Source organism: Aureimonas phyllosphaerae, assembly GCF_047943035.1.
Lineage (GTDB): Bacteria > Pseudomonadota > Alphaproteobacteria > Rhizobiales > Rhizobiaceae > Aureimonas > Aureimonas phyllosphaerae.
Genome location: NZ_CP181348.1, coordinates 2,700,710 through 2,724,706 on the forward strand (window position 1 = coordinate 2,700,710; position 23,997 = coordinate 2,724,706).

General features: G+C 66.4%; 25 protein-coding genes, 1 tRNA gene and 1 rRNA gene. 11 read left to right on the plus strand and 16 right to left on the minus strand.

What is annotated here, in order from left to right; genetic code table 11:
• Nucleotide 1 precedes the first annotated feature (1 nt).
• Nucleotides 2-116, plus strand: a 5S ribosomal RNA gene (rrf, locus tag ACLNGM_RS12780).
• A gap of 75 nt (nucleotides 117-191) precedes the next feature.
• Here the strand turns inward: rrf and uvsE are convergent.
• From uvsE to ACLNGM_RS12795, 3 genes are all read right to left on the minus strand, one after another.
• A complete protein-coding gene (gene uvsE, locus ACLNGM_RS12785; protein ID WP_416355203.1) occupies nucleotides 192-1,097 on the minus strand; it encodes a UV DNA damage repair endonuclease UvsE in 906 nt (301 codons plus the stop codon).
• Nucleotides 1,098-1,283: 186 nt separating this feature from the next.
• Nucleotides 1,284-1,359 (minus strand) — tRNA-Thr (locus tag ACLNGM_RS12790).
• 91 nt (nucleotides 1,360-1,450) lie between these two features.
• Nucleotides 1,451-2,404, minus strand: a complete 954-nt coding sequence (locus tag ACLNGM_RS12795) for an NAD(P)H-dependent flavin oxidoreductase (RefSeq protein WP_416358443.1) — start codon at nucleotides 2,402-2,404, stop codon at nucleotides 1,451-1,453.
• A gap of 82 nt (nucleotides 2,405-2,486) precedes the next feature.
• On the opposite strand from ACLNGM_RS12795, the gene ACLNGM_RS12800 reads away from it, so the two are divergent.
• From ACLNGM_RS12800 to ACLNGM_RS12810, 3 genes are all read left to right on the plus strand, one after another.
• Entirely contained in the window at nucleotides 2,487-3,380 is an 894-nt protein-coding gene (locus tag ACLNGM_RS12800; protein ID WP_416355204.1) for a putative quorum-sensing-regulated virulence factor, read from the plus strand.
• A 261-nt stretch (nucleotides 3,381-3,641) separates the two neighbouring features.
• The gene (locus ACLNGM_RS12805) at nucleotides 3,642-5,309 is read left to right on the plus strand and encodes a cisplatin damage response ATP-dependent DNA ligase (protein ID WP_416355205.1); all 1,668 of its coding nucleotides are present in this window, start codon (nucleotides 3,642-3,644) and stop codon (nucleotides 5,307-5,309) included.
• A gap of 92 nt (nucleotides 5,310-5,401) precedes the next feature.
• The gene (locus ACLNGM_RS12810) at nucleotides 5,402-5,671 is read left to right on the plus strand and encodes a DUF6460 domain-containing protein (RefSeq protein ID WP_416355206.1); all 270 of its coding nucleotides are present in this window, start codon (nucleotides 5,402-5,404) and stop codon (nucleotides 5,669-5,671) included.
• 3 nt (nucleotides 5,672-5,674) lie between these two features.
• On the opposite strand, the gene ACLNGM_RS12815 is transcribed toward ACLNGM_RS12810, so the two are convergent.
• The 4 genes from ACLNGM_RS12815 to ACLNGM_RS12830 are packed head-to-tail and all read right to left on the minus strand — an operon-like array spanning nucleotide 5,675 to nucleotide 9,098.
• Nucleotides 5,675-6,574, minus strand: a complete 900-nt coding sequence (locus tag ACLNGM_RS12815) for a histone deacetylase (protein ID WP_416355207.1) — start codon at nucleotides 6,572-6,574, stop codon at nucleotides 5,675-5,677.
• A gap of 13 nt (nucleotides 6,575-6,587) precedes the next feature.
• The gene (locus ACLNGM_RS12820; RefSeq protein ID WP_416355208.1) at nucleotides 6,588-7,706 is read right to left on the minus strand and encodes a quinone-dependent dihydroorotate dehydrogenase; all 1,119 of its coding nucleotides are present in this window, start codon (nucleotides 7,704-7,706) and stop codon (nucleotides 6,588-6,590) included.
• The gene (locus ACLNGM_RS12825) at nucleotides 7,703-8,056 is read right to left on the minus strand and encodes a DUF952 domain-containing protein (protein WP_090964159.1); all 354 of its coding nucleotides are present in this window, start codon (nucleotides 8,054-8,056) and stop codon (nucleotides 7,703-7,705) included. The genes ACLNGM_RS12820 and ACLNGM_RS12825 overlap by 4 nt, the downstream gene beginning before the upstream one ends.
• A gap of 31 nt (nucleotides 8,057-8,087) precedes the next feature.
• Nucleotides 8,088-9,098: an alpha/beta hydrolase gene (locus ACLNGM_RS12830; RefSeq protein WP_416355209.1), complete on the minus strand. Its 1,011-nt coding sequence runs from the start codon at nucleotides 9,096-9,098 to the stop codon at nucleotides 8,088-8,090.
• A gap of 67 nt (nucleotides 9,099-9,165) precedes the next feature.
• Here ACLNGM_RS12830 and ACLNGM_RS12835 point away from each other — a divergent pair, with 67 nt between their 5' ends.
• The 4 genes from ACLNGM_RS12835 (at nucleotide 9,166) to ACLNGM_RS12850 (ending at nucleotide 12,523) form a co-directional block, all read left to right on the plus strand.
• On the plus strand, nucleotides 9,166-9,606 hold the full coding sequence (locus tag ACLNGM_RS12835; protein WP_090964209.1) for a secondary thiamine-phosphate synthase enzyme YjbQ: 441 nt from the start codon (nucleotides 9,166-9,168) through the stop codon (nucleotides 9,604-9,606).
• A gap of 81 nt (nucleotides 9,607-9,687) precedes the next feature.
• Entirely contained in the window at nucleotides 9,688-10,146 is a 459-nt protein-coding gene (gene mscL / locus ACLNGM_RS12840) for a large conductance mechanosensitive channel protein MscL (RefSeq protein WP_090964156.1), read from the plus strand.
• A gap of 110 nt (nucleotides 10,147-10,256) precedes the next feature.
• Nucleotides 10,257-11,426 (plus strand): pyridoxal phosphate-dependent aminotransferase, encoded by a 1,170-nt coding sequence (locus tag ACLNGM_RS12845; protein WP_416355210.1) that lies wholly within the window; start codon nucleotides 10,257-10,259, stop codon nucleotides 11,424-11,426.
• A complete protein-coding gene (locus tag ACLNGM_RS12850; RefSeq protein ID WP_416355211.1) occupies nucleotides 11,423-12,523 on the plus strand; it encodes an AbrB family transcriptional regulator in 1,101 nt (366 codons plus the stop codon). Before ACLNGM_RS12845 ends, ACLNGM_RS12850 begins: the two co-directional genes overlap by 4 nt.
• A gap of 37 nt (nucleotides 12,524-12,560) precedes the next feature.
• Here the strand turns inward: ACLNGM_RS12850 and hemA are convergent, their stop codons facing one another.
• The 3 genes from hemA to ACLNGM_RS12865 form a co-directional block, all read right to left on the minus strand.
• A complete protein-coding gene (hemA, locus tag ACLNGM_RS12855) occupies nucleotides 12,561-13,838 on the minus strand; it encodes a 5-aminolevulinate synthase (RefSeq protein WP_090964205.1) in 1,278 nt (425 codons plus the stop codon).
• An 81-nt stretch (nucleotides 13,839-13,919) separates the two neighbouring features.
• Nucleotides 13,920-14,090, minus strand: coding sequence for a hypothetical protein (locus tag ACLNGM_RS12860; protein ID WP_416355212.1), 171 nt, complete (start codon nucleotides 14,088-14,090; stop codon nucleotides 13,920-13,922).
• 8 nt (nucleotides 14,091-14,098) lie between these two features.
• A complete protein-coding gene (locus ACLNGM_RS12865) occupies nucleotides 14,099-15,031 on the minus strand; it encodes an NAD-dependent epimerase/dehydratase family protein (RefSeq protein ID WP_416355213.1) in 933 nt (310 codons plus the stop codon).
• A gap of 51 nt (nucleotides 15,032-15,082) precedes the next feature.
• Here ACLNGM_RS12865 and ACLNGM_RS12870 point away from each other — a divergent pair, with 51 nt between their 5' ends.
• Both ACLNGM_RS12870 and ACLNGM_RS12875 read left to right on the plus strand, forming a co-directional pair.
• Nucleotides 15,083-15,646, plus strand: a complete 564-nt coding sequence (locus ACLNGM_RS12870) for a sugar transferase (protein ID WP_090964151.1) — start codon at nucleotides 15,083-15,085, stop codon at nucleotides 15,644-15,646.
• Nucleotides 15,624-16,325: an endonuclease/exonuclease/phosphatase family protein gene (locus ACLNGM_RS12875; RefSeq protein WP_416355214.1), complete on the plus strand. Its 702-nt coding sequence runs from the start codon at nucleotides 15,624-15,626 to the stop codon at nucleotides 16,323-16,325. The genes ACLNGM_RS12870 and ACLNGM_RS12875 overlap by 23 nt, the downstream gene beginning before the upstream one ends.
• Here the strand turns inward: ACLNGM_RS12875 and ACLNGM_RS12880 are convergent.
• The 3 genes from ACLNGM_RS12880 to ACLNGM_RS12890 are packed head-to-tail and all read right to left on the minus strand — an operon-like array spanning nucleotide 16,322 to nucleotide 19,607.
• On the minus strand, nucleotides 16,322-17,140 hold the full coding sequence (locus ACLNGM_RS12880) for an ABC transporter permease (RefSeq protein WP_416355215.1): 819 nt from the start codon (nucleotides 17,138-17,140) through the stop codon (nucleotides 16,322-16,324). The two genes, ACLNGM_RS12875 and ACLNGM_RS12880, sit on opposite strands and share 4 nt — an antisense overlap.
• Nucleotides 17,140-18,087: an ABC transporter permease gene (locus tag ACLNGM_RS12885; RefSeq protein ID WP_416355216.1), complete on the minus strand. Its 948-nt coding sequence runs from the start codon at nucleotides 18,085-18,087 to the stop codon at nucleotides 17,140-17,142. The genes ACLNGM_RS12880 and ACLNGM_RS12885 overlap by 1 nt, the downstream gene beginning before the upstream one ends.
• Nucleotides 18,088-18,101: 14 nt before the next feature.
• Entirely contained in the window at nucleotides 18,102-19,607 is a 1,506-nt protein-coding gene (locus ACLNGM_RS12890; RefSeq protein ID WP_416355217.1) for an ABC transporter substrate-binding protein, read from the minus strand.
• Nucleotides 19,608-19,794: 187 nt separating this feature from the next.
• Between ACLNGM_RS12890 and ACLNGM_RS12895 the strand changes: the two genes are divergently transcribed.
• On the plus strand, nucleotides 19,795-20,931 hold the full coding sequence (locus ACLNGM_RS12895; RefSeq protein ID WP_416355218.1) for a siderophore-interacting protein: 1,137 nt from the start codon (nucleotides 19,795-19,797) through the stop codon (nucleotides 20,929-20,931).
• Between the two features lie 3 nt (nucleotides 20,932-20,934).
• Here ACLNGM_RS12895 and ACLNGM_RS12900 read toward each other — a convergent pair whose 3' ends face one another.
• From ACLNGM_RS12900 to ACLNGM_RS12910, 3 genes are read right to left on the minus strand one after another with little or no spacing between them, the layout of a single operon-like run.
• Nucleotides 20,935-21,969: an L-idonate 5-dehydrogenase gene (locus ACLNGM_RS12900; protein WP_416355219.1), complete on the minus strand. Its 1,035-nt coding sequence runs from the start codon at nucleotides 21,967-21,969 to the stop codon at nucleotides 20,935-20,937.
• Nucleotides 21,966-23,372 (minus strand): TRAP transporter large permease, encoded by a 1,407-nt coding sequence (locus tag ACLNGM_RS12905; RefSeq protein ID WP_416355220.1) that lies wholly within the window; start codon nucleotides 23,370-23,372, stop codon nucleotides 21,966-21,968. The genes ACLNGM_RS12900 and ACLNGM_RS12905 overlap by 4 nt, the downstream gene beginning before the upstream one ends.
• A gap of 3 nt (nucleotides 23,373-23,375) precedes the next feature.
• Entirely contained in the window at nucleotides 23,376-23,948 is a 573-nt protein-coding gene (locus tag ACLNGM_RS12910; protein WP_416355221.1) for a TRAP transporter small permease, read from the minus strand.
• Nucleotides 23,949-23,997 lie beyond the last annotated feature (49 nt).

Below are 23,997 nucleotides of genomic sequence, written 5' to 3' on the forward strand. Positions count from 1 at the left end.
ACCTGGTGGTTCTAGCGGGGCGGCCGCACCCGATCCCATTCCGAACTCGGCCGTGAAACGCCTCAGCGCCCATGATACTTCGTCTTAAGACGCGGGAAAGTCGGTCGCTGCCAGGTCTGCCAATCGCATCCTCCCTCTCTTCATGCCCTTCAACGCCCGCCCCGGTCACCCCGAGGCGGGCGTTCTGGCGTTCAGGCACCCGCGTCGGTCGCGTCGGTCGCACCTGCGTCGGCCGCCGCGCGATCGGCACCGGCCTCACCGCTCGCCGCGCGATCGGCACCCCGCCCAGCCGCTGAGAGGCCGAAGCGCGCCGCCAGGGCCCCGCCATAGCGCCGCAGGTCCTCGCGCAGCCGGAACAGCGCCAGGTCCTTCGCCTTCGCCTCCAGCATCACATCGAAGTCGAGACCCGCCACCCGCTCCAGAAACATCACGAACTCGAACGGGTTGATGAAATCCGCATGGCCCGTCATCACCGGCGCAACAGGCCGCAAGACCTTGCGCCCCGTCGCCCGATCCACCACCCGCTGCTCGCGCAACTCCGTGCGCGGCGACGAATAGTGGATCTTGGCGACCTCGCCAGCCGGCCACGTCGAAAGCATCCGCGACACCGTCTCCCGCAGATCCAAACCGTCCGGGTTCAGGCACCAGAAATGCTGGTGGTCAAACACAAGGCGTACTCCCGTCCGGGCGTGAAGCCACAGCGTGTCCGCCGCCGAGAACCGGAGGTCATCGTGCTCCAGAACCAGCCGGCGCCGAACCGGCTCGGGAAGCGTCTCCCACGTGCGGGCCCACCGCTCGCGGCTCGCCAGGACGTCGCCGTACACACCGCCCACATGGATCACCAGAACTGCCTCCGGACCCAGACCCATCAGGTCCAGCATCTCCGCCTGGCTCGAAAGGTCCCAGACGCTCCGCAACACCAAGCCTGCGTCCGGGCTGTTCAAAACAATGAACTGCGAGGGGTGAAACGACAGGCGGATGCCAAGCGCCTTCGCCTTCGCCCCGACGGCCGCAAGCTCGGCCTCGCTCTCGCGCACCATCGAATGAAACTGCGGCATGTCCGGATGCGTCGCATAGGGCGCAATGTCCGACGACATCCGATACAGCCCAACATCGTTCCGACCGCAGTAGTCAAGAATCCGGTCTTCACCTCAGAACGATGCACGTGAAAGAAGCCGACTCAGGTCGACGATTGCCTCGGTCGCGGAACTACGGGGAACAGACGCTTTGGACGCAACGGCCACCCCTGAACGCAACCGTTTATGACAAAGTCCGAAAAACAATGGTGCCGCTTAGGTGATTCGAACACCTGACCCCATCATTACGAATGATGTGCTCTACCGACTGAGCTAAAGCGGCCCGGCCTAGGCTTGCTGCCCGGCGGATGGCGCTCTGATAGCGCCATTGCGGGCGGGATTCAAGCGCTTTTTGGTCGAAACTGGCGCGGAGATTACCGGAGAGACAAGCGCCGGCGTGCGTCGGCGTATTCACCCGCCAGCCGGTCGATAAGTGCGCTGACGGGGGTGACGGCGTCCACCGATCCGATGCCTTGACCTGCGCCCCAGATGTCTCGCCAGGCCTTTGTGCTTTTGTCGGCGCCGAAATCCATTTTTGACGGGTCGCTTTCGGGAAGCTGGTCGGGGTCGAGCCCGGCCGCTTCGATGGATGCGCGCAGATAGTTGCCGTGGATGCCGGTGAACAGGTTGGAGTAGACGATATCCCGCGCTCGGCCTGAAACGATGGCTGCCTTGTAGCGCTCGTCCGCTCGCGCTTCCTCCGTCGCGATGAAGGCGGACCCGATATAGGCGCCATCCGCACCCGCGGCCTCAGCGGCGAGCACGCCGGCACCGGTTGCGATCGCGCCTGAGAGAAACAGCGGTCCGTCGAACCAGCGCCGGATTTCGGCGAGAAGTGCAAAAGGGGAGAGAGTGCCGGCGTGTCCGCCTGCGCCCGCCGCGACGGCGATCAGGCCGTCCGCCCCCTTCTCCATGGCCTTATGGGCGAAGCGGTCGTTGATGACGTCGTGAAGGACGATGCCGCCATAGGAATGAACCGCTTGGTTCACCTCCTCGACGGCTCCCAATGAGGTGATCACGATCGGAACCTTGTGCCGGACGCAGACCGCCAAGTCCGTCTCCAAGCGCTTGTTGGAACGATGAACGATCTGGTTGACCGCGAACGGGGCAGGGCGGCGCCCGTCCGCCGTCGGCTTATCGAGTGCTTCCGCGATCTCGGTGAGCCAATCGTCCAGTTGCTCGGCCGGGCGCGCGTTCAGAGCGGGAAAGGCACCGACGATGCCGGCGCGGGCCTGCGCGATGACGAGCGCCGGATGGGAGATGATGAAGAGCGGGGCTCCGATGAGAGGAAGCCGGAGCCGACCTTGCAGAACCGGAGGTAACGCCATCTCTTCAATCCCATCTTTGACGTAAACGTAAAACGATCTGTAGCTTGCCGTTTCATTCACGCCAAGGGGCGACGTCTGGGCGATGGTGCGGGTGGTCGTCATCGGCGCGGCGCGATCGCGCGTCGCACTGGCGCAAAGCGGTGCCGAAACCGATATGTCGGTGATGACGCCAGTTTTTCCCGCCGTTGCCGAGACGCCCGATCTTTTCGCGGCATCCCAGCCGTTCGTTGTCCGCGTGATCGACGTCGAGACCGCAGGCCATCGACTGGAGGAGGATGCGGTGATCGAGATCGGATCCGTGGATCTCGATCTGGTGTCGGGTGAGATTTTCGATCCGCGCGAGACGCTGGCGGATCCCGGCGGAGTGTCCATCTCGCCGGGCGCTCGCCGCGTCCATCGGATCAGCGACGAGATGCTGGTCGGGGCGCCCGATTTCGCCACGGCGCGCGGCGCGTTCGCAGGCGCGGCGATTTACGCCGCGCAACGCGCCTCGTTCGATCGGTCGCGGCTCCGCCTCCCAGGACGTTGGCTGTGCACCTACAAGCTTGCACTCCGAGCGTTTCCCGGCGTGCGCGCGCACGGTCTTCAATCGCTCGTCAAATACGTGCCACTCGATCTCGGCGATGTGTCCGAACGGCTCGAGGGGTCGCATCCCCATCGCGCTCTCTACGATGCCCTGTGCACGGCGGTGTTGTTGCGCCGGATCACGCAGGAACTCATGCCGCGTTGCGCCGATGCGGCAGATTTCCTGGCTCGGGCGGAGAAGGTATCCGCCGAGCCTGCGCTGCTCGCGCGCTTCCGCTTCGGTCGATACAAGGGCACCTCGCTCGCCGACGTGCCGACCGTTTATCTGGAATGGTTGGTTCGCGAGCCCGGTATCGACGCCGATGCCGTCTTCACGGCGCGTCATCATCTGGCTTTGCGGGAGAAGACGGCGCTTGCGGCGATCGCTCGTCCGCTGCCCGCCAGTGTCTGACGGTCGGTGCGAACGGGAGCGGAGTCGCCGCGAGAGGTCGCCATCCCGGTGGTATCCTGCGGTGTAGGCTCCTCGGAGAGGGTTTGCGCGACATTGGCGCGGCGGGATCTGCGAGGTGCTTTCGGCGCACGACTGTATTCAGCCGGCGGCCGTCAGATCTGAAAGGATAGGTCTATGATGGTCGTCGCGACGCCGCCGCTCCTCGTCCGGCTCCGCCGTCGGCCTATCTAGGCGGGAAAGCCAACCACCCGGTCTCCTCGCTTGCAGCGTTTCGCCGATCTTCTGGACCGTCTTGTTCTGACGCCCTCGCGCAATGGCAAGTTGCGGCTGATGGTCGACCATTTCCGATCGGTCCCGGATCCGGAGCGCGGCTATGCCCTCGCCGCGATCACGGGCGAACTGGACATCCGGTCGGTGAAGCCTGCCATGCTTCGGGATCTGATGACAGAACGCATGGACCCGGTACTCTTCGGCTACTCCTACGACTATGTCGGCGATCTCGCGGAAACGATCGCGCTGGTCTGGCCCTCGCCGCACGACGGTGAAATGCTACGCCGGAACGACACGCCCACCCTCGAGCAGGTCATCACGGAACTCGACGCTGCGACCCGCGGGGAAGGTCCGCGCCTCGTCGAGGCGTGGCTGGACAAGTTGGATTCGTCGGGTCGCTACGCGCTCCTCAAGCTCGTGACTGGCTCGCTGCGGATCGGCGTGTCCTCGCGCCTTGCAAAGCAGGCGCTCGCCGATTTCGGTGGGAAGGATATCGTCGAGATCGAGGAACTCTGGCACGGGCTGCGCCCGCCCTATCTCGAACTCTTCGACTGGCTGGAGGGGCGCGCCGAAAAGCCAGTGTCGGCTGCGGCGTCTCCCTTCCGGCCCGTGATGCTGTCGCAGCCGTTGGAACAGCCGGACTACGGCCGCATCACACCGCAAGACTACGCGGCCGAATGGAAGTGGGACGGCATCCGCGTCCAGGCGACCGTCGAACGCGGCGTGAAGCGCCTTTATTCGCGCACGGGCGACGACGTGTCGGGCGCCTTTCCCGACCTTCTCGACTACATGACCTTCGAGGGATCCCTCGATGGCGAACTCCTCGTCGCGCGACCGGCCGCCAAGGGGGGAGGGCGTCCAGCAGTACATCCGCATCAGGGGGCCGTGCGGGACGATATAGTGGTCGGGACCTTCTCAGACCTTCAGCAGCGGCTGAACCGGAAGACGGTATCCGCCGCGGTCATGAAGAAACACCCGGTCTTCCTGCGAACCTATGACCTCCTCCAGGACGGAACGGAGGACCTGCGCACGTTGCCGTTCTCGGAGCGTCGCAAACGGCTCGACATGTTCGTGGAAGGACTTGAGCCCAGCCGTTTCGACATCTCGCCCTTCGTATCCTTCAACGGTTTCGAGGATCTTGCCCGTCTGCGGGCCGACCCGCCCCATCCCGTCATCGAAGGCCTGATGCTGAAGCGCTGGGACTCGGCCTATGTGCCGGGACGTCCGAAAGGGCCGTGGTTCAAGTGGAAACAGGATCCCCACCTGATCGACGCCGTGCTGATGTACGCCCAGCGCGGCCACGGCAAGCGATCGAGCTTCTACTCGGACTACACGTTCGGCGTCTGGACCGGCCCGGAGGAACAGCCCGAACTGGTCCCCGTCGGCAAGGCTTATTTCGGCTTCACCGACGAGGAGTTGAAGCAGCTCGACAAGTATATCCGCGACAACACGATCGAGCGCTTCGGACCGGTTCGCTCCGTCCGCGCGGAGCCGGACCATGGTCTGGTGATCGAGGTGGCTTTCGAAGGCCTGGCGCGCTCGACCCGGCACAAGTCTGGGGTTGCGATGCGCTTCCCACGCGTGTCACGCCTGCGGTGGGACAAGCCGGCCGCCGAAGCCGATCGCCTGGAAACCCTGCAGGCCATGATCGACGGCTGAGGCCGCGCGTTCATGCCTGTGGCGGCGCGGCCGCTTGCATCGCCACAATCTGCCCTCTACCTGCGACAGGTCGCTGGAGAAAGAGGACTGCCATGGCCGATCGGGTCTCGACGTTTCTGGGTGGGTCGCCGCTGTCGGTGCTGGTCCGGCTTCTGGTGATCTCGCTGCTCGTGGGCATTCTTCTGTCTTGGTTCGACGTTCGGCCCTACGAGATCGTCGACTGGGGACGGGATTTCGTTCAATGGGCCTGGTACAGCGTCTTCGGATCGCTCAACCGCGTCATCGACTATGTCCTGTTGGGGGCAGCCGTCGTGGTCCCGGTGTTCATAGTCTCCCGCCTTCTGAAGACCGGGCGGGGCTGACGGTCAGGCGAACGCTGCCGCCACGCGATGAAGGATCGAGTGGCGGCGCGAAAGGGCCTCGATGTCGCGCGAGTAGCCGCCGCCGATGACGCCCGCGACCGGAACGTCGCGATCGCGGAAGAATCCGATGATCCGCCGATCCCGCTCGGCGAGGCCGGTATCGGTCAGCGACAGCCTGCCCAATCGATCGTCGACGTGCGGATCGACGCCCGCGTTGTAGAAGACGATGTCCGGGTGCGCCCTGTCGAAGGCGGTGGCAAGGAGTTCAGGCAAGACGGCCAGATAGTCCTCGTCGCCCGTTTTGTCCGGCAGGCCGAGATCAAGGTCCGACACGGCTTTCGGATGCGGGTAGTTGCGCTCGCCGTGGATCGACAGGGTGAAGACCCTCCGATCGTCGGCGAAAATCCGTGCCGTCCCATCTCCCTGGTGCACGTCGCAGTCGAACACGAGGACACGGCCCACTTCGCCGTCGGCGAGCATGACCGAAGCCGCGACTGCGACGTCGTTGAACACCGAGAAACCTGCGCCGCCCTCGCGCGCGGCATGATGGCTTCCCCCCGCCGTGTTGCAGGCAATCCCACGCTCCAAGGCGAGGCGCGCGGCCAGGACTGTGCCGCCGGTCGCACAGCGGGAGCGCATTGCCACACGATCATCCACCACAAAGCCAATCGCCTTCTCCGTCGCCTTGTCGACGCGCTGGGTGAGGACAGCCTCCACATAGGCTGGAGCGTGTGCGAACTCGAGCCAATGTTCGGGAGCGGGGATGGGCTGGAAGAACCCCCCATCCGCCAGGCCGTCCTCCACGAGGATCTGGGCGAGGCGGGTGAACTTCGACATCGGGAAGCGATGCGCGGCATCGAACTGCGCATCGAAGGCGGGGTGATGGACGATCGCCAGCGACACCGGGATCAGCCGATCACGGCCGGTCGGTCTCCCAGCCAGCCGGTGGGCCGCCCGACAGGATTTCGTCGACGCGTGTGTCGCGCACGCTTGCGATCGTGTCGATGCCGGTACGGTCGAGGTGACGGGACAGGTCGTTCAGGATGCGGATCGGCAGGTCCGGGCCGCCATAGACCAAAGCCGTGTAGAGCTGGACGAGATCGGCGCCCGCCTCCATCTTGCGCAGGAAGGTCGAAGCGTTCTCCACGCCGCCGACGCCGATGATCGGCACATCCGGGCCCATCGCCCGGCGAAACAGCGCCAGCACATAGGTCGATCGACCGAAGACCGGGCGGCCGGACAGTCCTCCCGCCTCCCCTGCATTCGCGCGACCCTCGACGCCGTGCCGCGAAAGCGTCGTGTTGGAAACGATCAGGCCCTCGACCTTGCGATGCTTCGCCGTATCGGCGATCGCCCAGACCTCGTCCTCGCTGAGATCGGGCGCGACCTTCAGGAAAACCGGACGTCGCTTCGTGGCCGCCAGCGCCGCCGCCCCATCGCGCGCCGCCATCACGTATTCCAGAAGCCGGTCGAGGTCCGATCCCTGCTGGAGCTGGCGAAGGCCGGGCGTGTTGGGTGAGGAGATATTGACCGTCAGGTAGTTCGACAGCGCTTCGAAGCGATGAATCCCCGCGACATAGTCGGCAATGCGATCCTCGGCGTCCTTGTTGGCGCCGATGTTCACGCCGACGATGCCGGGCTTGCGGGACCGGGCTTCGAGGCGCTCGGCCACGTCGGCATGACCATGGTTGTTGAAGCCGAGCCGATTGATCACGGCGCCGGCTTCCGGCAGACGAAACACGCGGGGTTTGGGATTGCCCTCCTGCGGGAGCGGCGTCACCGTGCCAACCTCGACGAAGCCGAAGCCGAGCCGCAGCGCAGCATCGGCGACCTCCGCGTTCTTGTCGTATCCTGCCGCAAGTCCGAGTGGATTGGGGAACGACAGACCGGCCACCTCGGTGCGAAGCCTCGGGTCGACCGGCCGGTTCCGACGGGGCACGAGTCCACGCTTCAGCGCCTCGATGGAGAGCGTGTGGGCGCGCTCGGCATCAAGTTTGAAGAGAAGGGGACGGGCGAGCCCATAGAGCCCGCTCATCGCATGCTGCCCGGAAACACGTGGCGGCCGTCCGCCCCGAGTGGCAGATCCGCGACATAGACGACCGCATCCATCAGCAGTTCGCCATAGAGGTGAGGGAACAGGTCGCCGCCGCGCGAGGGCTCCCACTTCAAGTCCCCACCAAGCCGGGCGGGGTCGACGGCCGCGACGATCAGCGAGGTCTCTCCGGCGAAGTGTTTTGCAGCCGTTTCACGCACCTGTTCGGCGGTCGAGAAGTGAATGTATCCGTCCTCGACGTCGACGGGAGCCCCCACAAATCGGCCGGCGGCCTCGGCTTCGAGCCATTCCGAGCGGGGCGACAGTTTGAAGATGAGGGCGCGCTGTTCCATCCCTTCCGCCTGCCAGACGCTCGACCCGCCGTCAATCGGGCGCAACCCCAGCTGAAACCCGCGGACGCGATGCCGCAACCTCCGCGATCTGGCGGTTTAGGAAGCTGGCCATCGCCTGTTCGGAGCGCGTGCCGGCCTCGCTCGCGAACGTCTCGAAGACGTGGCATCCGTCCGGCTGCACCCGAAGGTCCGCACGATTGCCGGCTGCAAGCCAGCGTGCATGCATGAAAAGCGTATCGTCGAGAAGAAGGTCGCGGGTGCCGACGCTGAACAAGGCCGGCGGCATGCCTTCGAGGCGGGCATAGAGCGGCGAGATGTCGGCCCCGCGCGGATCGACCTCGCTCGGCACGAACCGGCGCACGAATTCACCGATATCGTCCGTGTTCAGGATCAGGCGCTCGAGGCCGAAGTTTCGCACGCTTGGCGTCATCGACAGATCGAAGCAGCCCGCCACGAGGTTGGCCGCATGGAATGGCGCCATCTGGTGCCGGTCCCTCAACCGGAGAAGAGTGAGGGCCGAAAGATGCGCACCGGCCGACTCGCCTCCGATCGCCAGGAACTGCGTCGGCAGGTCGGCAAGCCGGCCCTCGACCAGGGCAAGGGCCGCCGCCTCGCAGTCGTCCGGCCCGGCCGGGAACGGGTTCTCGGGCGCCAGTCGATAGTCCACCGAGGCGACGCAGAGCCCGGTTGCGTCGGCCAGACGGCGAAGTCGCGGATCGTTCTCAACCGCTTCGCCGAAGACCCATCCCCCACCGTGGAAATGCAGGTACGTGCCACGGGCGTTGCCGTCGGCGGGGTGGAGGATGCGGACGGGAATCATGGGGCCAGCCTCGCCCGGAAGGTCGACGGCACGCGCATCGGGATCCGGCGACAGACCTGGAAAGACCCCGAGGCCCTTTCGCCGCGCTTCGCGCACCACCTCGATGGGGAAGGACCATGAGCTGGGGCGGCTCGCCTGGAACGCCGCGATCTCCGCGTTCAGCCGACGGAGCTCTTCGTCGCCATTGGACGCGAACTGCTCCTGAACCTCGCTGCTGACCATTTGCTCGTCCTCTCGCCGCTCCAGCTTCGCGGACCATATGGCACGGGACGCCGAGGACGGAACGATCATGCAGCCGGTCACGCAGCAATTCCTTCATCGACTGAGCGTGCAGACGCGAGGGCAGTCGCTCACCGATATTTCGCGCGAGATCACGGCGGCGCTTTCCACCCATGGGGCCGGCGACGGACTCGTCACCGTGTTCATCCGGCACACCTCCGCCTCGCTGACGATCCAGGAGAATGCCGATCCCGACGTGCGGACCGATCTCCTGTCGGCCTTCGATCGCATGGCACCCGAGGACGCGCCGTACGTTCACACCCTCGAGGGCCCGGACGACATGCCGGCGCACATCAAGACGGCGCTGACCGACACGAGCATCGCGATCCCCGTCGAACGTGGACGGATGGTTCTTGGGACGTGGCAGGGAGTCTACCTGTTCGAACACCGGGCCCGTCCGCATCGACGAGAGATCGTCCTTCACTTCATCGGCGGTTCGAAAGAGCCTTGAGTTCGCGCAAAGGTTGCCATCGCAAAACCTTGCGGTACGTTTCTCTCACGAGGTTGTGAGTCGGCCGGAGGGAGTTCTGCCATGCTCAAGGAGTTTCGCGAGTTCGCCCTCAAGGGCAACATGGTCGATCTGGCGATCGGCATCATCATCGGGGCGGCGTTCTCCGGCCTCGTCAATTCGATCGTCGCAGACATCATCATGCCGATCGTCGGCCTCGTGACAGGAGGCGTCGACTTCTCGAACCAGTTCATCGCGCTGAGCTCCAGCGTCACCGCCACCAGTCTCGCCCAGGCGCGCGAGCAGGGCGCGGTCATCGCCTACGGCAACTTCCTGACGCTCGCGATCAACTTCGTGATCGTCGCCTTCGTGCTCTTCATGGTCGTCAAGGGCATGAACCGGCTGAAGCGCAAGGAAGAGGCCAAGCCGCCCGAAGCCAAGGACGTGCCGCGCGAGGAGAAGCTCCTCGAGGAGATCCGTGATCTTCTCGCCACCGGTCGCTCGACGGTTCGTCCCGGTCAGGTGCCGGGCGGCGACTTCTAGACACACGCTCCGCGCGCCTCCGGGCTTGACGAACGGCGTGGAAAGACCGAGTCCCGGCGGGACGGGCCATCCATCGTCGATGGGCCGAACCGCCATCCGGGACTGCCCATATGAGCCTTCTCCAGCGTCTGCGTCCGGCCGCGCTCGCCGCGCCTGAAAGCGGCATCGTCGCCGTCATCAACCATGCCCGGGGGCGCGAGGGCCTGATTCCACTCTGGGCCGGCGAGGGCGACCTGTCGACGCCGGCATTCATTGCCGAGGCGGCAGCGGAAGCCTTGCGCGGCGACGAGACCTTTTACACCTGGCAGCGCGGCATCCCGGAACTCAGGCAAGCCATCGCGGGCTATACCGAGCGCCTCTATGCCCGCCCGACTTCGCCCGAGCGTATCTTCGTCACCGGCTCTGGCATGCACGCGATTCAACTCGTTCTCACGGCGCTGGCGGGTGAGGGCGACGAGGTCGTCTTCGTCTCCCCGCTTTGGCCGAACTTCGCAGCGGCGGCCGGCGTCACCGGAGCACGGCCGGTCGAGGTCGCGTTGGAGTGGACGGGAACGCAATGGTCGCTTGATCTCGATCGTCTGCGTGACGCGATCACGCCGCGGACCCGCGCGATCTTCGTCAACACGCCGAACAACCCCACCGGCTGGACTGCCGGCGCCGAGACGATCCGAGCCATCCTTGCCATCGCGCGCGACGCCGGAATCTTCGTGGTGGCGGACGAAATCTACAGCCGCTTCTTCTACGCCGGCTTGCGTGCGCCCTCGTTCCACGACGCGATGACCGACGAGGACGCCCTGATCTTCGTAAATTCGTTCTCGAAGAACTGGGCGATGACCGGCTGGCGCGTCGGATGGATCGAGGCGCCCGTCGAGTTCGGTCAGCTGATCGAGAACCTCGTTCAATACTCGAATTCCGGCGTCGCCGCCTTCATGCAGCGCGGAGCGGTGGCGGCCATCGAACACGGCGAGCCCTTCATCGAGGGTCAGGTCGCGCGAGCGGCCGAGGCGCGGCACATCTTCACGACGACGCTTGCGGCAACCAACCGCGTGTCGATCGCGCCGCCCGACGGCGCGTTCTACGCGTTCTTTTCGATCGACGGCGTTTCCGACGGGATGCAGGCGGCTCTTCGCATTGCCGACGAGGCTCTTGTGGGGCTCGCCCCCGGCGCCGCTTTCGCTCCGACAACGCCGGGACATCTCAGGGCCTGCTTCCATCGGCGCCTCGATCAGGTCCAGGAATCGGCCGAACGGCTTGCAGAGTGGATCGGACGACAACCTTGACCGGCCTGTCGCAGGCGGCGCTGACGATCGCCATAGGCGCCGTTGGCGGCGCGTTGGCGGCCTTTGCAAACCTGCCTGTCGCATGGCTCCTCGGGGCGACCTTGGCCGTCGTCATCGCAACACTTTCGGGCCTGCGGCTTCGTGTGCCCGACCGCCTGCGCGACCTGACCTTCTTCGTGCTCGGAATTCAGGCAGGCTCCGGCGTGACGCCCGACGTCGTCAACCAACTCGCCCTCTGGCCGCTGTCCTTCGCCATCCAGATGGTTGGTGTCGCCCTGATCGTCGTGGCGACCAAGGTGTTCCTGCAGCGGGTATTCGGCTGGGATCGCGAGACCGCGCTCTTCGCCTCGCTACCGGGCGCGATGTCGTTCGTTCTGGCTGCCGCTTCGGAGACGCGAGCCGACATGACGCGGATCGTCGTCGTGCAGTCGACGCGGCTACTGCTTCTGATCGGTGCGCTGACACCGCTTCTCGCTTGGCTCGAGGGGGCGCAGGCCGTCGAGGGGCAGCTGCGGGGCGGCGTGATCGGGACGCCGCTGCAATATCTCGTCCTCGGCGGCCTGTGCGCTCTCTGCGCCTGGCTCGGCATGCGCAGCCGCGTGCCCGGCGGGCTGATCCTCGGCGCGCTGTTTGCGAGCGCGTTCCTGCATGGGACGGAGATCGCGCCGGTCGCCATCCCGAACTGGATCGCAATCCCGGCGCTTGTCGTCCTTGGCTGCTCGATTGGCGCGCGCCTCAAGCCGGAACATCGCAGCGCCATGCGCGAGTTGCTCACAGCCTCGCTCGGCGCTTTTGCGATCGGTCTCGGCCTGTCGGGGCTGGCGGGGCTCGTCGCCTTCGTCCTTCTCGGGATCGCCTTCGGGAAGATCGCGCTGGCCTATGCGCCGGGCGCTCTCGAAGCGCTGACGGTCCTCGCCTTCCAGTTCAACCTCGACCCGGCCTATGTCGCGGCTCACCACGTGGTGCGCTTTGTCGGACTGGCGCTGATCGTGCCCGTCCTGGCCCGTCGCCTGCCGCGCTCGCGGACGGAGGAAAGCGTCGTGCGGAAGGAGGGCGCGCCGGACTTGGCCGCCCACGACAGCGAAAACGACCGCTGATCGGCTGACGCCCGTCGAAACGGGCGCCCGCGTGTCGTCAGCCGCCGGCCTTCGCCAGAACCAGGGCTGGGGCGGAATCCTCGACCGTCACCTCCACCGGGCGCTCGGAGGCGAATGGGATGCCGAGCGCGCTCCACGTCTCGACCAGTGCATCGCGCAGCGAGGCGACCAGCGCGTCGTCGTGCAACGGCGTCGGGGTGATGCGCAGCCGCTCCGTGCCACGCGGTACCGTCGGGTAATTGATCGGCTGGATGTAGATGCCGTGGCGGTCGAGCAGTCGATCGCTGGCCTGCTTGCACAGTTCGGGATCGCCCACGAGGAGAGGCACGATATGCGTGTCCGATGGCATGACCGGGAGATCCGCGCCGGTCAGCTCGCGTTTCACTTCCGCCACCTGCCGCTGCTGTCCGGCCCGCTCGGCACCCGATTGCTTGAGATGACGGATCGAGGCTGCGGCCGCAGCCGCCAGCGCCGGGGGCAGGGCGGTGGTGAAGATGAAGCCCGGCGCATAGGAGCGAACGGCATCGACCAGCGCGCGCGAGCCCGCAATGTAGCCACCGAGAACGCCGAACGCCTTGGCGAGCGTGCCTTCAATCACATCGAGGCGACCGGCCACGCCCTCGCGGTCCGTGATGCCGCCACCACGCGGGCCGTACATGCCGACCGCGTGCACCTCGTCGATGTAGGTCATCGCGTTGTAGCGCTCGGCGAGGTCGCAGATCGCGGCGATCGGCGCCACGTCGCCGTCCATCGAATAGACGCTCTCGAAGACGATGAGCTTCGCCCGCTCGGGATCGGCAGCCTTCAGGAGTTCTTCCAGATGGGCAAGATCGTTGTGGCGGAACACCTGCTTGCGGCAGCCCGAACGCCGCACGCCCTCGATCATCGAGGCGTGGTTCAATTCGTCCGACAGGATCAGGCAGTCCGGCAGGAGCTTGGCGATGGTCGAGATCGACGCGTCATTCGACACGAAGCCGGAGGTGAAGACGAGCGCGGCTTCCTTGCCGTGCAGGTCGGCGAGCTCGGCTTCGAGTTCGACAAGCGGATGGCTCGTACCGGAGATGTTGCGCGTGCCGCCTGCGCCCGATCCCATGCAGGCGACGGCGCCACGCATCGCATCCACCACGGCCGGATGCTGGCCCATGCCCAGATAGTCGTTCGAGCACCATACGGTGATCTCGCGTGCCTTGCCCTCGTGTCGCCAGATCGCTGCGGGGAAGCGGCCGGCAATGCGCTCGAGGTCTGCGAAGACACGATAACGGCGTTCTGCGTGGAGAGCCTCGATCGCGGATGCGAAGTGGGACTGGTAGTCGATCATCCGGAACTCCTTCGTGAGAAGGGTTCTAAATTCCGCATCCCGCGAAGTCCACCCGGACAGAATGTCCAAGCTGGCGGCTCAATCGCTCTGGCCTTCGGCCTGCGCCTCGTCCTCGGGTAGGGGATCGCCGACCGGCGTCTCGGCGCGCCCCCGCGCCTGTTCCTTCCGGCGTCGCAGGTTCTCTCGCAGCGTTTCTTCCAGCCGCTTCTGCCGCTTCAGCTTGGCGGGGTCGATGGGAGCATGTGTCATGACGATCGCTACCGGCGCTTTCCGCGTCGTTTCAGGTGGAGGTCTCGTAGCATTCGGCGAAGCCCGTCCTCCGTCGTCTCCGGCGGATGCCAACCTGCGGCGTCGCGAAAGGCGGCGTCGTCCACGACGAGCGATCCGAACACGTGTTCGTACTGCTTGCGCCGTCCGGCAAGGCTCGCGAGGCGTGCCAGCGTGTGCGTCGGCAGCGAGAAGAGGCGCGGTGAGCGACCCATCTCCTGACGAGCGAAGGCGACCATTTCTCCAAGGCTCCAAGGCTCGCCATCGCAGACGAGAAACGTGCCGCCGGCCGCGCCGGGCGCGGTTACGGCCAGCGTCAGCGCCTCGACCGCGTTGGCGATCGAGAGAAGGCTGCGGCTGGCGCTTGGTGCTGCAAGCGGCAGGGGGATCGGAAGGCTGGAGACGCGCAGCAGGGCCGCGACGCCGCCACGACCGCCCGGCCCGTAGACGGGCGGGAGGCGGAGCACGACGCCTTCCGTGCTCGAGCCCTCCAGCCCCTGCCACATCGCCGTTTCGCCTGCCAGCTTCGAGGCTGCATAGGCGTTCTGCGGCTTTTCCGGTGCGCTCTCGTCGAACGGCTCAGTCGTCAGGGGATGAACGAGATTTGTCGAAGCGTAGACGAAGCGTCGGACGCCGCGCCGCGCCGCGGCCTCCGCCAACGCCTTCGTCGCCGAGAAGTTGGCCGCCATTAGCGCCGCGTCGTCGCTGGCCGCCGCCTCGCCGCGAGCGGGGTTGAGCGCGGCCAGATGCACCACGGCATCTAGACGCGCGGGCCATCCGTCCCACTGCTCAATGTTGCGCAGATCGCCCGGCACGCCATCGTGGCCGCGCGATACTGCGATCGCGTCGTCGCCGTGCTCGATCAGGTGGGCGACGAGGTGCCGGCCGATGAAGCCCGAGGCCCCTGTCACGAGAATGCGCACGTCGGATCGCCCCCACTTGCCCTAGCCGCGTTTTCGCGGCACTCGCCACCCATGAAGCGTGTGTTCGACATTCTGGCAAGCGCCGTGGGCTTGATCGTGTTCGGTCCGGTCATCCTGATCCTCGCCGCGCTCGTCCGGCGCGACAGTCCCGGTCCGGGAATCTTCGCGCAGGAGAGGGTGGGAAGGAATGGGCGCGTCTTCACCTGCTACAAGCTGCGCACCATGCGCCAGGGCACGATTTCGGCGGCTTCGCACGACACGCCGGTCTCGGCGGTGACGGATCTCGGCGCCACTCTGCGCAAGTGGAAGCTCGACGAACTGCCCCAACTCTGGAACGTCCTGAAAGGCGAGATGAGTTTCGTCGGTCCGCGGCCGTCGCTGCCGGTGCAGGCGGATGTCATCGCGGCACGGCGCGCCCGCGGCGTCTATGCGTTGCGTCCGGGAATCACCGGTCTGGCGCAGGTGCATGAGATCGACATGTCTCAACCCGAGCGGCTGGCGGAGGCGGATGCGCGATATCTGGCGACCCGCAGCTTCCTCGGCGACATTCTCCTGATTCTCCAGACGGTCACAGGCAAGGGACGGGGGGATCGTGTCGGCACCGGACAGCACTGACAGCCTCACCATCGCAACCTGGAACCTCCACGGCTTCGTAGGGGAAGGTCGACGTCCCGATCCCGATCGATCGTTTCGCGTCATCGGGAGCTTTGCCGCCGACATCGTGGCGCTGCAGGAAGTCGACGGCCGCGAGCATCTTCGCCGCCTGCCCCATGCGTTCGAGCAGGTTCGTGAAGCGCTCGGCGGGCACCTGGCGGAAACGCGCCTCTTCGGGCCGCCGGGTCGCGAATACGGCCATGCGTTGTGGTCGCGCTATCCTCTTGCGAGCGTGACGACCCATGCTTTGCCGGGGCCCGGCTTCGAGCCGAGAGGCGTGATCGAAGCGGTGATCGAGACGCCGCTCGGCGCCTTGCGGGTTCTGTCCGCCCATTTCGGGCTCGACCCGCGCGCCCGGCCCCGGCAGGCCGCGTTCCTCTCCTCGCTCGCGAAACCCGGAATCGCGACCATCGCCCTTGGCGACTTCAACGAATGGCGCCGGAGAGGGCCGGTTCATCATGCGCTCGTGGCGGCGCTCCCGGTGCATCGACCGGTGCCGACTTGGCCGGTCCGGCGTCCCTTCGCTTGCCTTGATCGCATCTACGCATCCGAAGGCATTACCCTGCATTCGCTCGAGGCCGTGCCGGCTGCGGCGCCGGCGTCCGATCATCTGCCGCTTGTCGCTCGCATCGGCTTCTAGCGTCGGGTCCGCGGGTCCAGCCAGTCGCGCAGCCCGTCGCCGAGCAGGTTGAACCCGAGCACGGCGAGCGCGATCGTGCAGCCGGGCGCCAGCGCCAACCACGGCGCCGATCCCATGTAGGTCTGCGCATCCGCCAGCATGCGGCCCCAGGACGGCGTCGGAGGCGCTCGGCCAAGGCCGAGATAGCCGAGGCCGGCCTCCGTCAGGATCGCCAGACCCATCTGCAGCGAGAGCTGGATCGCCAGCGTTCCGGCGATGTTGGGCAGGACGTGGCGCCGAGCGATCGCCGGGCCGCTGCGCCCCAGTGCGCGGGCGGCCGTCACGAAGTCTCGGGCGAGGACCGAGGCGGTCGTCGCGCGCGTGACCCGGGCGAAGACCGGCAGTGTGAAGAGCGCGATCGCCACCGTCGCACTCCAGAACCCGGTGCCGAGCGCCGCGGCGAGCATCATGGCCGAGAGCAGAGGCGGGAACGCGAAAAGAACGTCGGTCGCCCGCATCAGAACGCCGCCGCTGCGATCGCCGATCTCGGCTGCCAGCAGACCCAGCACACCCCCAAGACAGGCGGCGATCAGGATCGCGGTCGCGGCGGTGGCGAGGCTGTTTCCGGCGCCGAGCATCAGAAGCGACAGAACGTCCCGCCCAAGCTGGTCGGTACCGAGAAGCCCGCCCGTCAACGGCGCATCGAGCCGCGCACCGATCCGGAGGCGAAGCGGGGCCGCGACAGGCGTCCAGAACGGCGCGAGAACCGCCGCGGTCGACAGAAGGGCCACGATCGAGCCGCCGATCGCGAGCCGGAGGTTCCAACGCCTCGCCATCAGGTCGGCGCTCGCCTTCGCGGGTCGACCCAGACTTGAAGTGCATCCACGAGTGCGTTCACCAAGACGACGCTTGCAGCCAGGAGAAGCGCCACGGCCTGCATGGTGACGAGGTCGCGTTGGGCCAGTGCCTGATAGGCGAGTTGGCCGAGGCCGGGCAGGGCGAAAACGTTTTCGACCAGCACCGCCCCGGCGACAAGAAAGGCGAACTGGAACCCGACGACGGTAAGGATCGGCGGCAGCGCGTTGGGCGCGCCATGACGCAGGAGGGCGGAGGTCTCGGAAAGCCCCTTCGCTCGGGCCGTGCGCAGGAAATCCTCGCTTGCCGTCTCGAGAAGAGCGCCCCGCGTTACGCGGCAGAGAACGGCGGCCTGCGGCAGGGCAAGCGCGACGGCAGGCATCGTCAGAGAGGTCAGGGCGCTCGCTATCCCCGCATCCCAGCCCGGAAAGCCGCCGCCGGGCATCCAGCCCAGCGTGTTGGCGAAGACGAGGATCAGAAGAAGACCGATCCAGAAGTTCGGGACCGCCATGCCGCTCTGGGCGAAGACGACGGCGACGCGGTCCGCCCAAGCGCCCGGTCGGCGAGCGGCGAGAAAGCCGCTGGTGAGGCCGAGCGGCAAAGCGAGCGCAAGCGCCATCAGCGCCAACGGCAGGGTGACCGCCATCCGCTGTGCGATCAGGCCGGACACCGGCATGCCGTAGGTGATGGAGCGCCCGAAATCACCCGTGGTCGCTGCCCCGAGCCAAGCCAGCCAGCGCAGGAACACCGGCTGGTCAAGCCCGAGTTCAGCGCGCAAGGCCACCAACGTGTCGGGCCGCGCCGAGGTGCCCAGCATGACGGCCGCCGGATCGCCCGGCAGGAGATCGAACACGACGAAGACGAGAAGCGAAACGGCAATGAGGAGGACGAGAAAACCCGCCGATTGCCGGAGGAGGAAGCCCGCCAACGCGCTGGTTCAGCTCATTGCGTCCAGCGGACGTCGGTCAGATCGTTCGAGGGGATCGGCTCGTTGACCCACAGGCCGATCAACCGCTTGTCCCAAAGCCCGAGCTTGGGCATCACGAAGAGGTAGAGGGCCGGCAGATCCTGCGCCAGGATCTCCTGCGCGCGGCCGTAGTGTTCGCGGCGCGCGGTCTCGTCCATCGCCCGCTCGGCTTCGTGGTTCTCACGGGTGAACGCCTCGTTCACGTAGCCGAAATAATAGTTCGGGCGGGCGTAGATGCCGATGTCCAGTGGCTCGGCATGGGCGACGATCGTCATGTCGAAGTCATGGCCCTTCAGCACCTGATCGACCCAGACGGCGGGAAACTCGGTCGGGACGATCTCCATCGTCACGCCGATTTCGGCTAGAAGGGCCTGCAGGACCTCGGACGAACGCGTCGCGTAGGACATCTGCGGCACGCGGATCGAAGTCTTGAAACCATCGGGGTAGCCGGCCTCCGCCAGAAGCGCCTTGGCGGCTTCCGGATCATAGGGAGCGACGCCGGTCAGGTCGCGGTATCCCGGATCGTTTGGGGTGTAATGGCTGCCGATCGGCTGGCCGAATCCGTTCATCGCCGCCTCGACCAGTCCGGCGCGATCGACCGCCATCATCAGCGCACGGCGCACCCGCGGATCATCGAACGGCTTTCGCCGCGCGTTCATGCCGGCGACGACTTTGAGTTCGGTGTTGCCGACGACGCTGGCAAGGCGCTCGTCGCCCTCGAAGCTCTTGTAGAGTTCCGTGGCGACGAACTCGGGGATGGCGTCCACGTCGCCCGAGCGGATCGCGGTCGCCTGTGCCTGCGGATCGGCGATGAAGCGGAATTCGGCGCTCGCGAGCGCGGGTCGGTTCGCCTTGTCCCAGTACCGGTCCGCGCGCTCCAGCCGTACCCGGTCACCCGGTCGCCATTCGGCGAAGCGGAAGGGCCCGGTTCCGACCGGCTGCGACCGGTTCGTCTCGGCCGAGCCCGGTTCTACCATCACCGAAGCCGGCCATGCCAGCCAGTATAGAAGGTTGGCGGACGGCTCCTTGAGGTGCAGCACCAGCGTGCCGGGATCGGGCGTCTCGATGCTCTCGATGACTTGGAAGAACTGCTTTTGGGGGTTCGTTGAGGTGTCGCCGCGCGCTCGGTCGAGCGTGAACTTCGCGGTGCCCGAGTCGAAGGACGCACCGTTGTGAAAGGTCACATCCGGTTGAAGGCGAAAGGTGATCGTGCGGCTGTCGTCCGAGATCGTCCAGTCCTTCGCCAACTGGGGTAGCACCTTGCCGTCGGCGTCGATGCGGGTCAGTCCCTCGAAGACGTTCTGCCAAACGACCTGGCCGATCGCGGCGGGGGCGGCGATCGTCGGATCGAGGCCGGCGGGCTCGATGCTCATGCCGAGGCGGATCGTATCCCGCGGCTCCGCCATGGCCTGCGATCCGACGCTCAAGAAGACGATCGCGCCGGCAGCCAGTCTCAGGAGACGGGACGAGAGCATCGGCATGACGGTGGATCTCCCTTTTGCAACGCAAACGGCGCGGTTCGCCCGCTCTTCGGGGCGGCTTTAGGCACCACAACCCCTCGCGAAAGTCGAGTGTGCGACGCGAAGAAACATCCCTTGGTCCGAAAGGGAATAAACTTGACTACGATCATCCACAAATCGTAGGCCGGGGCATCGTAGAGGAGCCGGCATGAACCATATCGAGACGAGCGCTTCGTCGGACACGCCACGGGGACACGTGCGTCCGCTGGTTTCGCGCCTGTCGGCCCCGGTTGCGGATCGCGAAGGCTTCCTGCGCCACCTACTCGAGCATCTCGACGAGGACATGGCGGGCTCGGTCGATCCCGAGGGTGAAACGACGCTCACGATCTACGACTGCGACACGCGGCTGCGGTTCACCGGTGAAACCCTGTCGGTGACCGTCGAGGGCCGCGAGGCTGGGCAGCACGGCGTCGCCAAGGGCGTCGTCGCCTATTACATGCAGCATATCCTCGGCGACGCTTGTCCGCCGCTGGTCTGGTCCGGCGACGGAGCGGATACACGCGAACTCGCCCACTTCCGAGCCCTCCGTGTGGTCTCTGCCCGGCAGATCACACCCCACATGCGCCGCGTCCGACTGTCCGGGCAGGACCTCTCGCGCTTTGCGACCGGGGGCCTCCACATCCGTCTGCTCTTTCCGCCCAGGGGTCGTGTGCCGGTTTGGCCCCATGCGGGTCCCGCAGCGCTGCCGGTTTGGCCGCAGGGCGAGGATGAACTCGTCACCCGCGTCTACACGATCCGCAGCATCGATCCGGCGGCGGGGCATCTCGATGTCGATGTCGTCCTGCATGATCCGCCGGGTGCCGGCTGCCGATGGGCCCGCGAAGCGCAGCCCGGCGATCCCGTCGGGATGCTCGGTCCGGGCGGCGGGGAGGTCGGGTCGCTGGAGCGGCTACTCCTCCTGGGCGACGAGACGGCGCTGCCCGCCATCGCCCGCACGCTCGAGGAACTCCCCCGAACCGCGATTGGCCATGCCATCATCGAGGTGGATGGACCTGCGGAAGAGCAGCCACTCCTCCATCCTCCCGGCGTGCAGCTGCGCTGGCTGCACCGGAATGGCACCCCGGCGGGGACGACGACGCTTCTGCAGGATGCGGCGCGCGCCGCAGCCGATACTGTCGCTTCCGCACCGTTCGTTTGGGCGGGATGCGAGTTCGAGGCCTTCAAGGCGATCCGCCGGTTCTGCCGCAAGGATCTTGGCCTGAAGAAGAACCAGCACCTCGTGGTGGCCTATTGGCGACGGGGTCGCCGGCAGGACGACGAGCCGGCCGGCGACGAAGAGAGTTGAGGCTCAGGCCGTCAGGACGACCTTGACGCTCTGGCTTCGATCGAGCGCCAGTCGGAAGGCATCCGGCGCATCGGTCAGCGGCCGCCGCGCGGTAACGATCGACAGGACGTCGACCTTGCCCTCGGAGATCAAGCCGACCGCTTCGGCAAACTCCACGTCGAAACGGAACGAGCCGAGAAGGTCGAGTTCCTTCGACATGACCGAGTTCGCCGGGATCGGCAGCGGTCCGGCGGCGAGATTGCCGACCTGAACCACCGTTCCGCCGCGCCGCACGTTCTGGATCGCCGAAGACAGGCCCGCCGGCGTGCCGGACACCTCGAACACGACGTCGGGCGGCGTGATCTTCGAGAAGCCCTCGGCATCCTTCGACAGATCAATCACCTCGTCGGCGCCGAGCTTGGTCGCGAAGGCGAGGGGGGCGGCCGCCATGTCGACGACGGTGAGCCGGCCGGCGCCCTTCATGCGCGCCGACAGGAGCGTGAAGAGGCCGATGGGTCCCGCGCCGACGATCGCGACCGACTTAGCCGTCAAATCACCTGCGCGCTTCACCGCATGGAGGCAGACCGCAAGCGGTTCGGCCAGCGCGGCGGCCTCGATCGCGACGTGGTCGGGCACCGGCACGCACTGGCCGGGCGTCGTGTCGAAGTAGCTGGAGAAGCCGCCCTGCATGTGCGGGTTCTTCGAGGCGGAGCCCATGAAGAAGACGTTTTCGCACAGGTTCGCCCGACCCTCGCGGCAGCGCGGGCAATGGCCGCAGGGGCGGAACGGGTTCACCGCGACGCGCGTGCCCGGCTGGAGACCGGTCACCTCGGAGCCAACGGCCTCGACGATTCCGGAAATCTCGTGGCCGAGCACCAGGGGCTCGCGCACGACGTAGTCGCCCGTCTTGCCGTGGCGGAAGTAGTGCATGTCCGAGCCGCAGATGCCGCCGGCACCGAAACGGATGCGCACGAGGCCGGAGGCGAGGTCTCCGAGGTCGCGGTCCACGACCCGAAGGTCCTCTGCGCTGAAGATGGTCGCTGCGCGCGCGGTCGTCATTGGATCAGTCCCATCTGAGTCGGAAGCCAGAGCGTTACTATGGGGAAGAAGGTGATGACCAGCAGGGCGAGGAACAATGGCACGAGCCAGGGCAGGATCGCCATCGTCGTCCGCTCGACCGAGAGCTTGGCCACCCGCGACAGAACGAAGAGCACCATGCCGAGCGGCGGGTGGAGAAGGCCGATCATCAGGTTCAGCGTCAGGATCAGCCCGAAATGCACGGGGTCGATGCCAAGACGCAGCGCGATCGGCAAGAGGATCGGGACGACGATGGTGATCGCCGCGATCGTGTCGAGGAAGCAGCCGACGACGAGGAGCAGGATGTTGACGAGGATCAGGAAGACGACCGGGTTGTCGGTGATCGCCAGGATCGCGTCCGACATCAGCTGCGCCGCCTGACTGACGGTGAGGAGCCAGGCGAAGACCGACGCCGCGGTCACGATGAAGAGCACGGAGGCCGTCGTCTCGATCGTGTCGAAGCTTGCTTTTGCCAGCGTGCGGAAGGTCATCGTGCGATAGCGCACAAGGCCGAGGAACAGCGACCAGATGACCGCGGCGACGGCGGCTTCCGTCGGCGTGAACCAGCCCATGGTCATGCCGCCGATCAGGATGACCGGGGTCATCAACGCCATGACGGCGGAGAAGTCGTAGTACCAGTCAAGCGCCACCAGCGCGGCGAGCGCGATGAGGACCGAAAGGTTCAGCGACAGACCGAGGTGGACGAGGACGTAGACCGAGATCGGAAAGCTCGCGACGACGAGGATCTCGATCGAGGCCGACAGGAGCCGGCGCATCTCGAAGGGCGTGTCGGCGCCCCAACCCTTGCGGTAGGCGAACACCGCGACCGTCAGCATCATCAGGACGGTCATCACGACGCCCGGGATGATGCCGGCCATGAACAGCGCGCCGATCGAGACATTCGCCATCATGCCGTAGATCACGAAGGGCAGGGACGGCGGGAAGATGGGCCCCAGGGTCGCCGAGGCCGCAGTGACGCCGACGGCGGCCTCAACGGGATAGCCGTGGTCCTTCATCGCCTTGATCTCGATCGTGCCGATGCCGGCCGCGTCCGCGAGTGCGGTGCCCGACATGCCCGAGAAGATCACCGAGCCGATGATGTTGACCTGCGCGAGGCCGCCTTTCATCCAGCCGACGAGAGCCACGGCGAAGGCATAGATGCGGCCGGTGACCCCGGCGATGTTCATCAGGTTGCCCGCGAGGATGAAGAAGGGGACCGCCAGCAGCGGAAAGCTCTCGACGCCCGCCATCATGCGTTGGGCGATGATGATGTCAGGCGCGACACCGTAGACCGCTAGATAGAGGCCCGAGGCGACGAACATGGACACGGCCACCGGCACGCCGACGACCATAAGGATGAGAAAGGCACCAATCAGGACCAGCATGGCCTACTCCCCCAAGCCGTCGAATGCACCGGGGCGCTCGAGCACGGAATAGCCCCGCCGCCAGTTGCCCCAGGCGACCTGGACTGCCCTCAGGAGCATGAGCACGAAGGCGGCGAACACGGTCCAGAAGATGATGGAGCGCGGCAGGTCGATCGTGACCATCCGCTCCCGCGAGACGATGTTGACGTAGCGCCACAAGAGGTAAGATGCGTAGGCGAAGAACGCGATGCGCAGGACGTCGACGAAGGTCGAGAGCCCGCGCGCCAGCGCCGCGGGAATGTAGTGGTAGAGGACGTCCACCTGGATGTGGCGCGACATGCGCACGCAGGCGACGGCACCCAGAAACACCACCACGATCAGGCAGTTGATCGCGATCTCCTCGGTCCAGGCGAGAGAGTTGTTCAGGACGTAGCGCGTGAAGAACTGCAGGAAGACGCAGACCGCCATGCCCCAGAAAACGAGCAGCGTCAGCCAGTCCTCGAACGCGTAGGGACTGAGATCGGCGGCCGGACTTTCCTCCTCGAACGCGTGTGCGATCTCTTCCGGTGTGGTCTGGGTATGGTGCTCTGTGGCCATGACGGCTCCCTGGCGGGCACGCGAGGCTCCGCCTGTCGTTCGGCTCTGT

What these genes read in the sequence shown, in the direction of transcription:
- ACLNGM_RS12825 (WP_090964159.1), bottom strand. Translation starts at nt 8,056, where the DNA reads ATGGAACAGCGCGCCCTCATCTTCAAACTGTCGCCCCGCTCGGAATGG.
- ACLNGM_RS12800 (WP_416355204.1), top strand. Translation starts at nt 2,487, where the DNA reads ATGGTGCGGGTGGTCGTCATCGGCGCGGCGCGATCGCGCGTCGCACTG.
- ACLNGM_RS12900 (WP_416355219.1), bottom strand. Translation starts at nt 21,969, where the DNA reads ATGACGACCGCGCGCGCAGCGACCATCTTCAGCGCAGAGGACCTTCGG.
- ACLNGM_RS12835 (WP_090964209.1), top strand. Translation starts at nt 9,166, where the DNA reads ATGCAGCCGGTCACGCAGCAATTCCTTCATCGACTGAGCGTGCAGACG.
- ACLNGM_RS12870 (WP_090964151.1), top strand. Translation starts at nt 15,083, where the DNA reads ATGAAGCGTGTGTTCGACATTCTGGCAAGCGCCGTGGGCTTGATCGTG.
- ACLNGM_RS12895 (WP_416355218.1), top strand. Translation starts at nt 19,795, where the DNA reads ATGAACCATATCGAGACGAGCGCTTCGTCGGACACGCCACGGGGACAC.
- ACLNGM_RS12910 (WP_416355221.1), bottom strand. Translation starts at nt 23,948, where the DNA reads ATGGCCACAGAGCACCATACCCAGACCACACCGGAAGAGATCGCACAC.
- ACLNGM_RS12890 (WP_416355217.1), bottom strand. Translation starts at nt 19,607, where the DNA reads ATGCCGATGCTCTCGTCCCGTCTCCTGAGACTGGCTGCCGGCGCGATC.
- ACLNGM_RS12860 (WP_416355212.1), bottom strand. Translation starts at nt 14,090, where the DNA reads ATGACACATGCTCCCATCGACCCCGCCAAGCTGAAGCGGCAGAAGCGG.
- ACLNGM_RS12905 (WP_416355220.1), bottom strand. Translation starts at nt 23,372, where the DNA reads ATGCTGGTCCTGATTGGTGCCTTTCTCATCCTTATGGTCGTCGGCGTG.
- ACLNGM_RS12830 (WP_416355209.1), bottom strand. Translation starts at nt 9,098, where the DNA reads ATGGTCAGCAGCGAGGTTCAGGAGCAGTTCGCGTCCAATGGCGACGAA.
- ACLNGM_RS12880 (WP_416355215.1), bottom strand. Translation starts at nt 17,140, where the DNA reads ATGGCGAGGCGTTGGAACCTCCGGCTCGCGATCGGCGGCTCGATCGTG.
- ACLNGM_RS12845 (WP_416355210.1), top strand. Translation starts at nt 10,257, where the DNA reads ATGAGCCTTCTCCAGCGTCTGCGTCCGGCCGCGCTCGCCGCGCCTGAA.
- ACLNGM_RS12795 (WP_416358443.1), bottom strand. Translation starts at nt 2,404, where the DNA reads ATGGCGTTACCTCCGGTTCTGCAAGGTCGGCTCCGGCTTCCTCTCATC.
- uvsE (WP_416355203.1), bottom strand. Translation starts at nt 1,097, where the DNA reads ATGTCGTCGGACATTGCGCCCTATGCGACGCATCCGGACATGCCGCAG.
- mscL (WP_090964156.1), top strand. Translation starts at nt 9,688, where the DNA reads ATGCTCAAGGAGTTTCGCGAGTTCGCCCTCAAGGGCAACATGGTCGAT.
- ACLNGM_RS12810 (WP_416355206.1), top strand. Translation starts at nt 5,402, where the DNA reads ATGGCCGATCGGGTCTCGACGTTTCTGGGTGGGTCGCCGCTGTCGGTG.
- ACLNGM_RS12820 (WP_416355208.1), bottom strand. Translation starts at nt 7,706, where the DNA reads ATGAGCGGGCTCTATGGGCTCGCCCGTCCCCTTCTCTTCAAACTTGAT.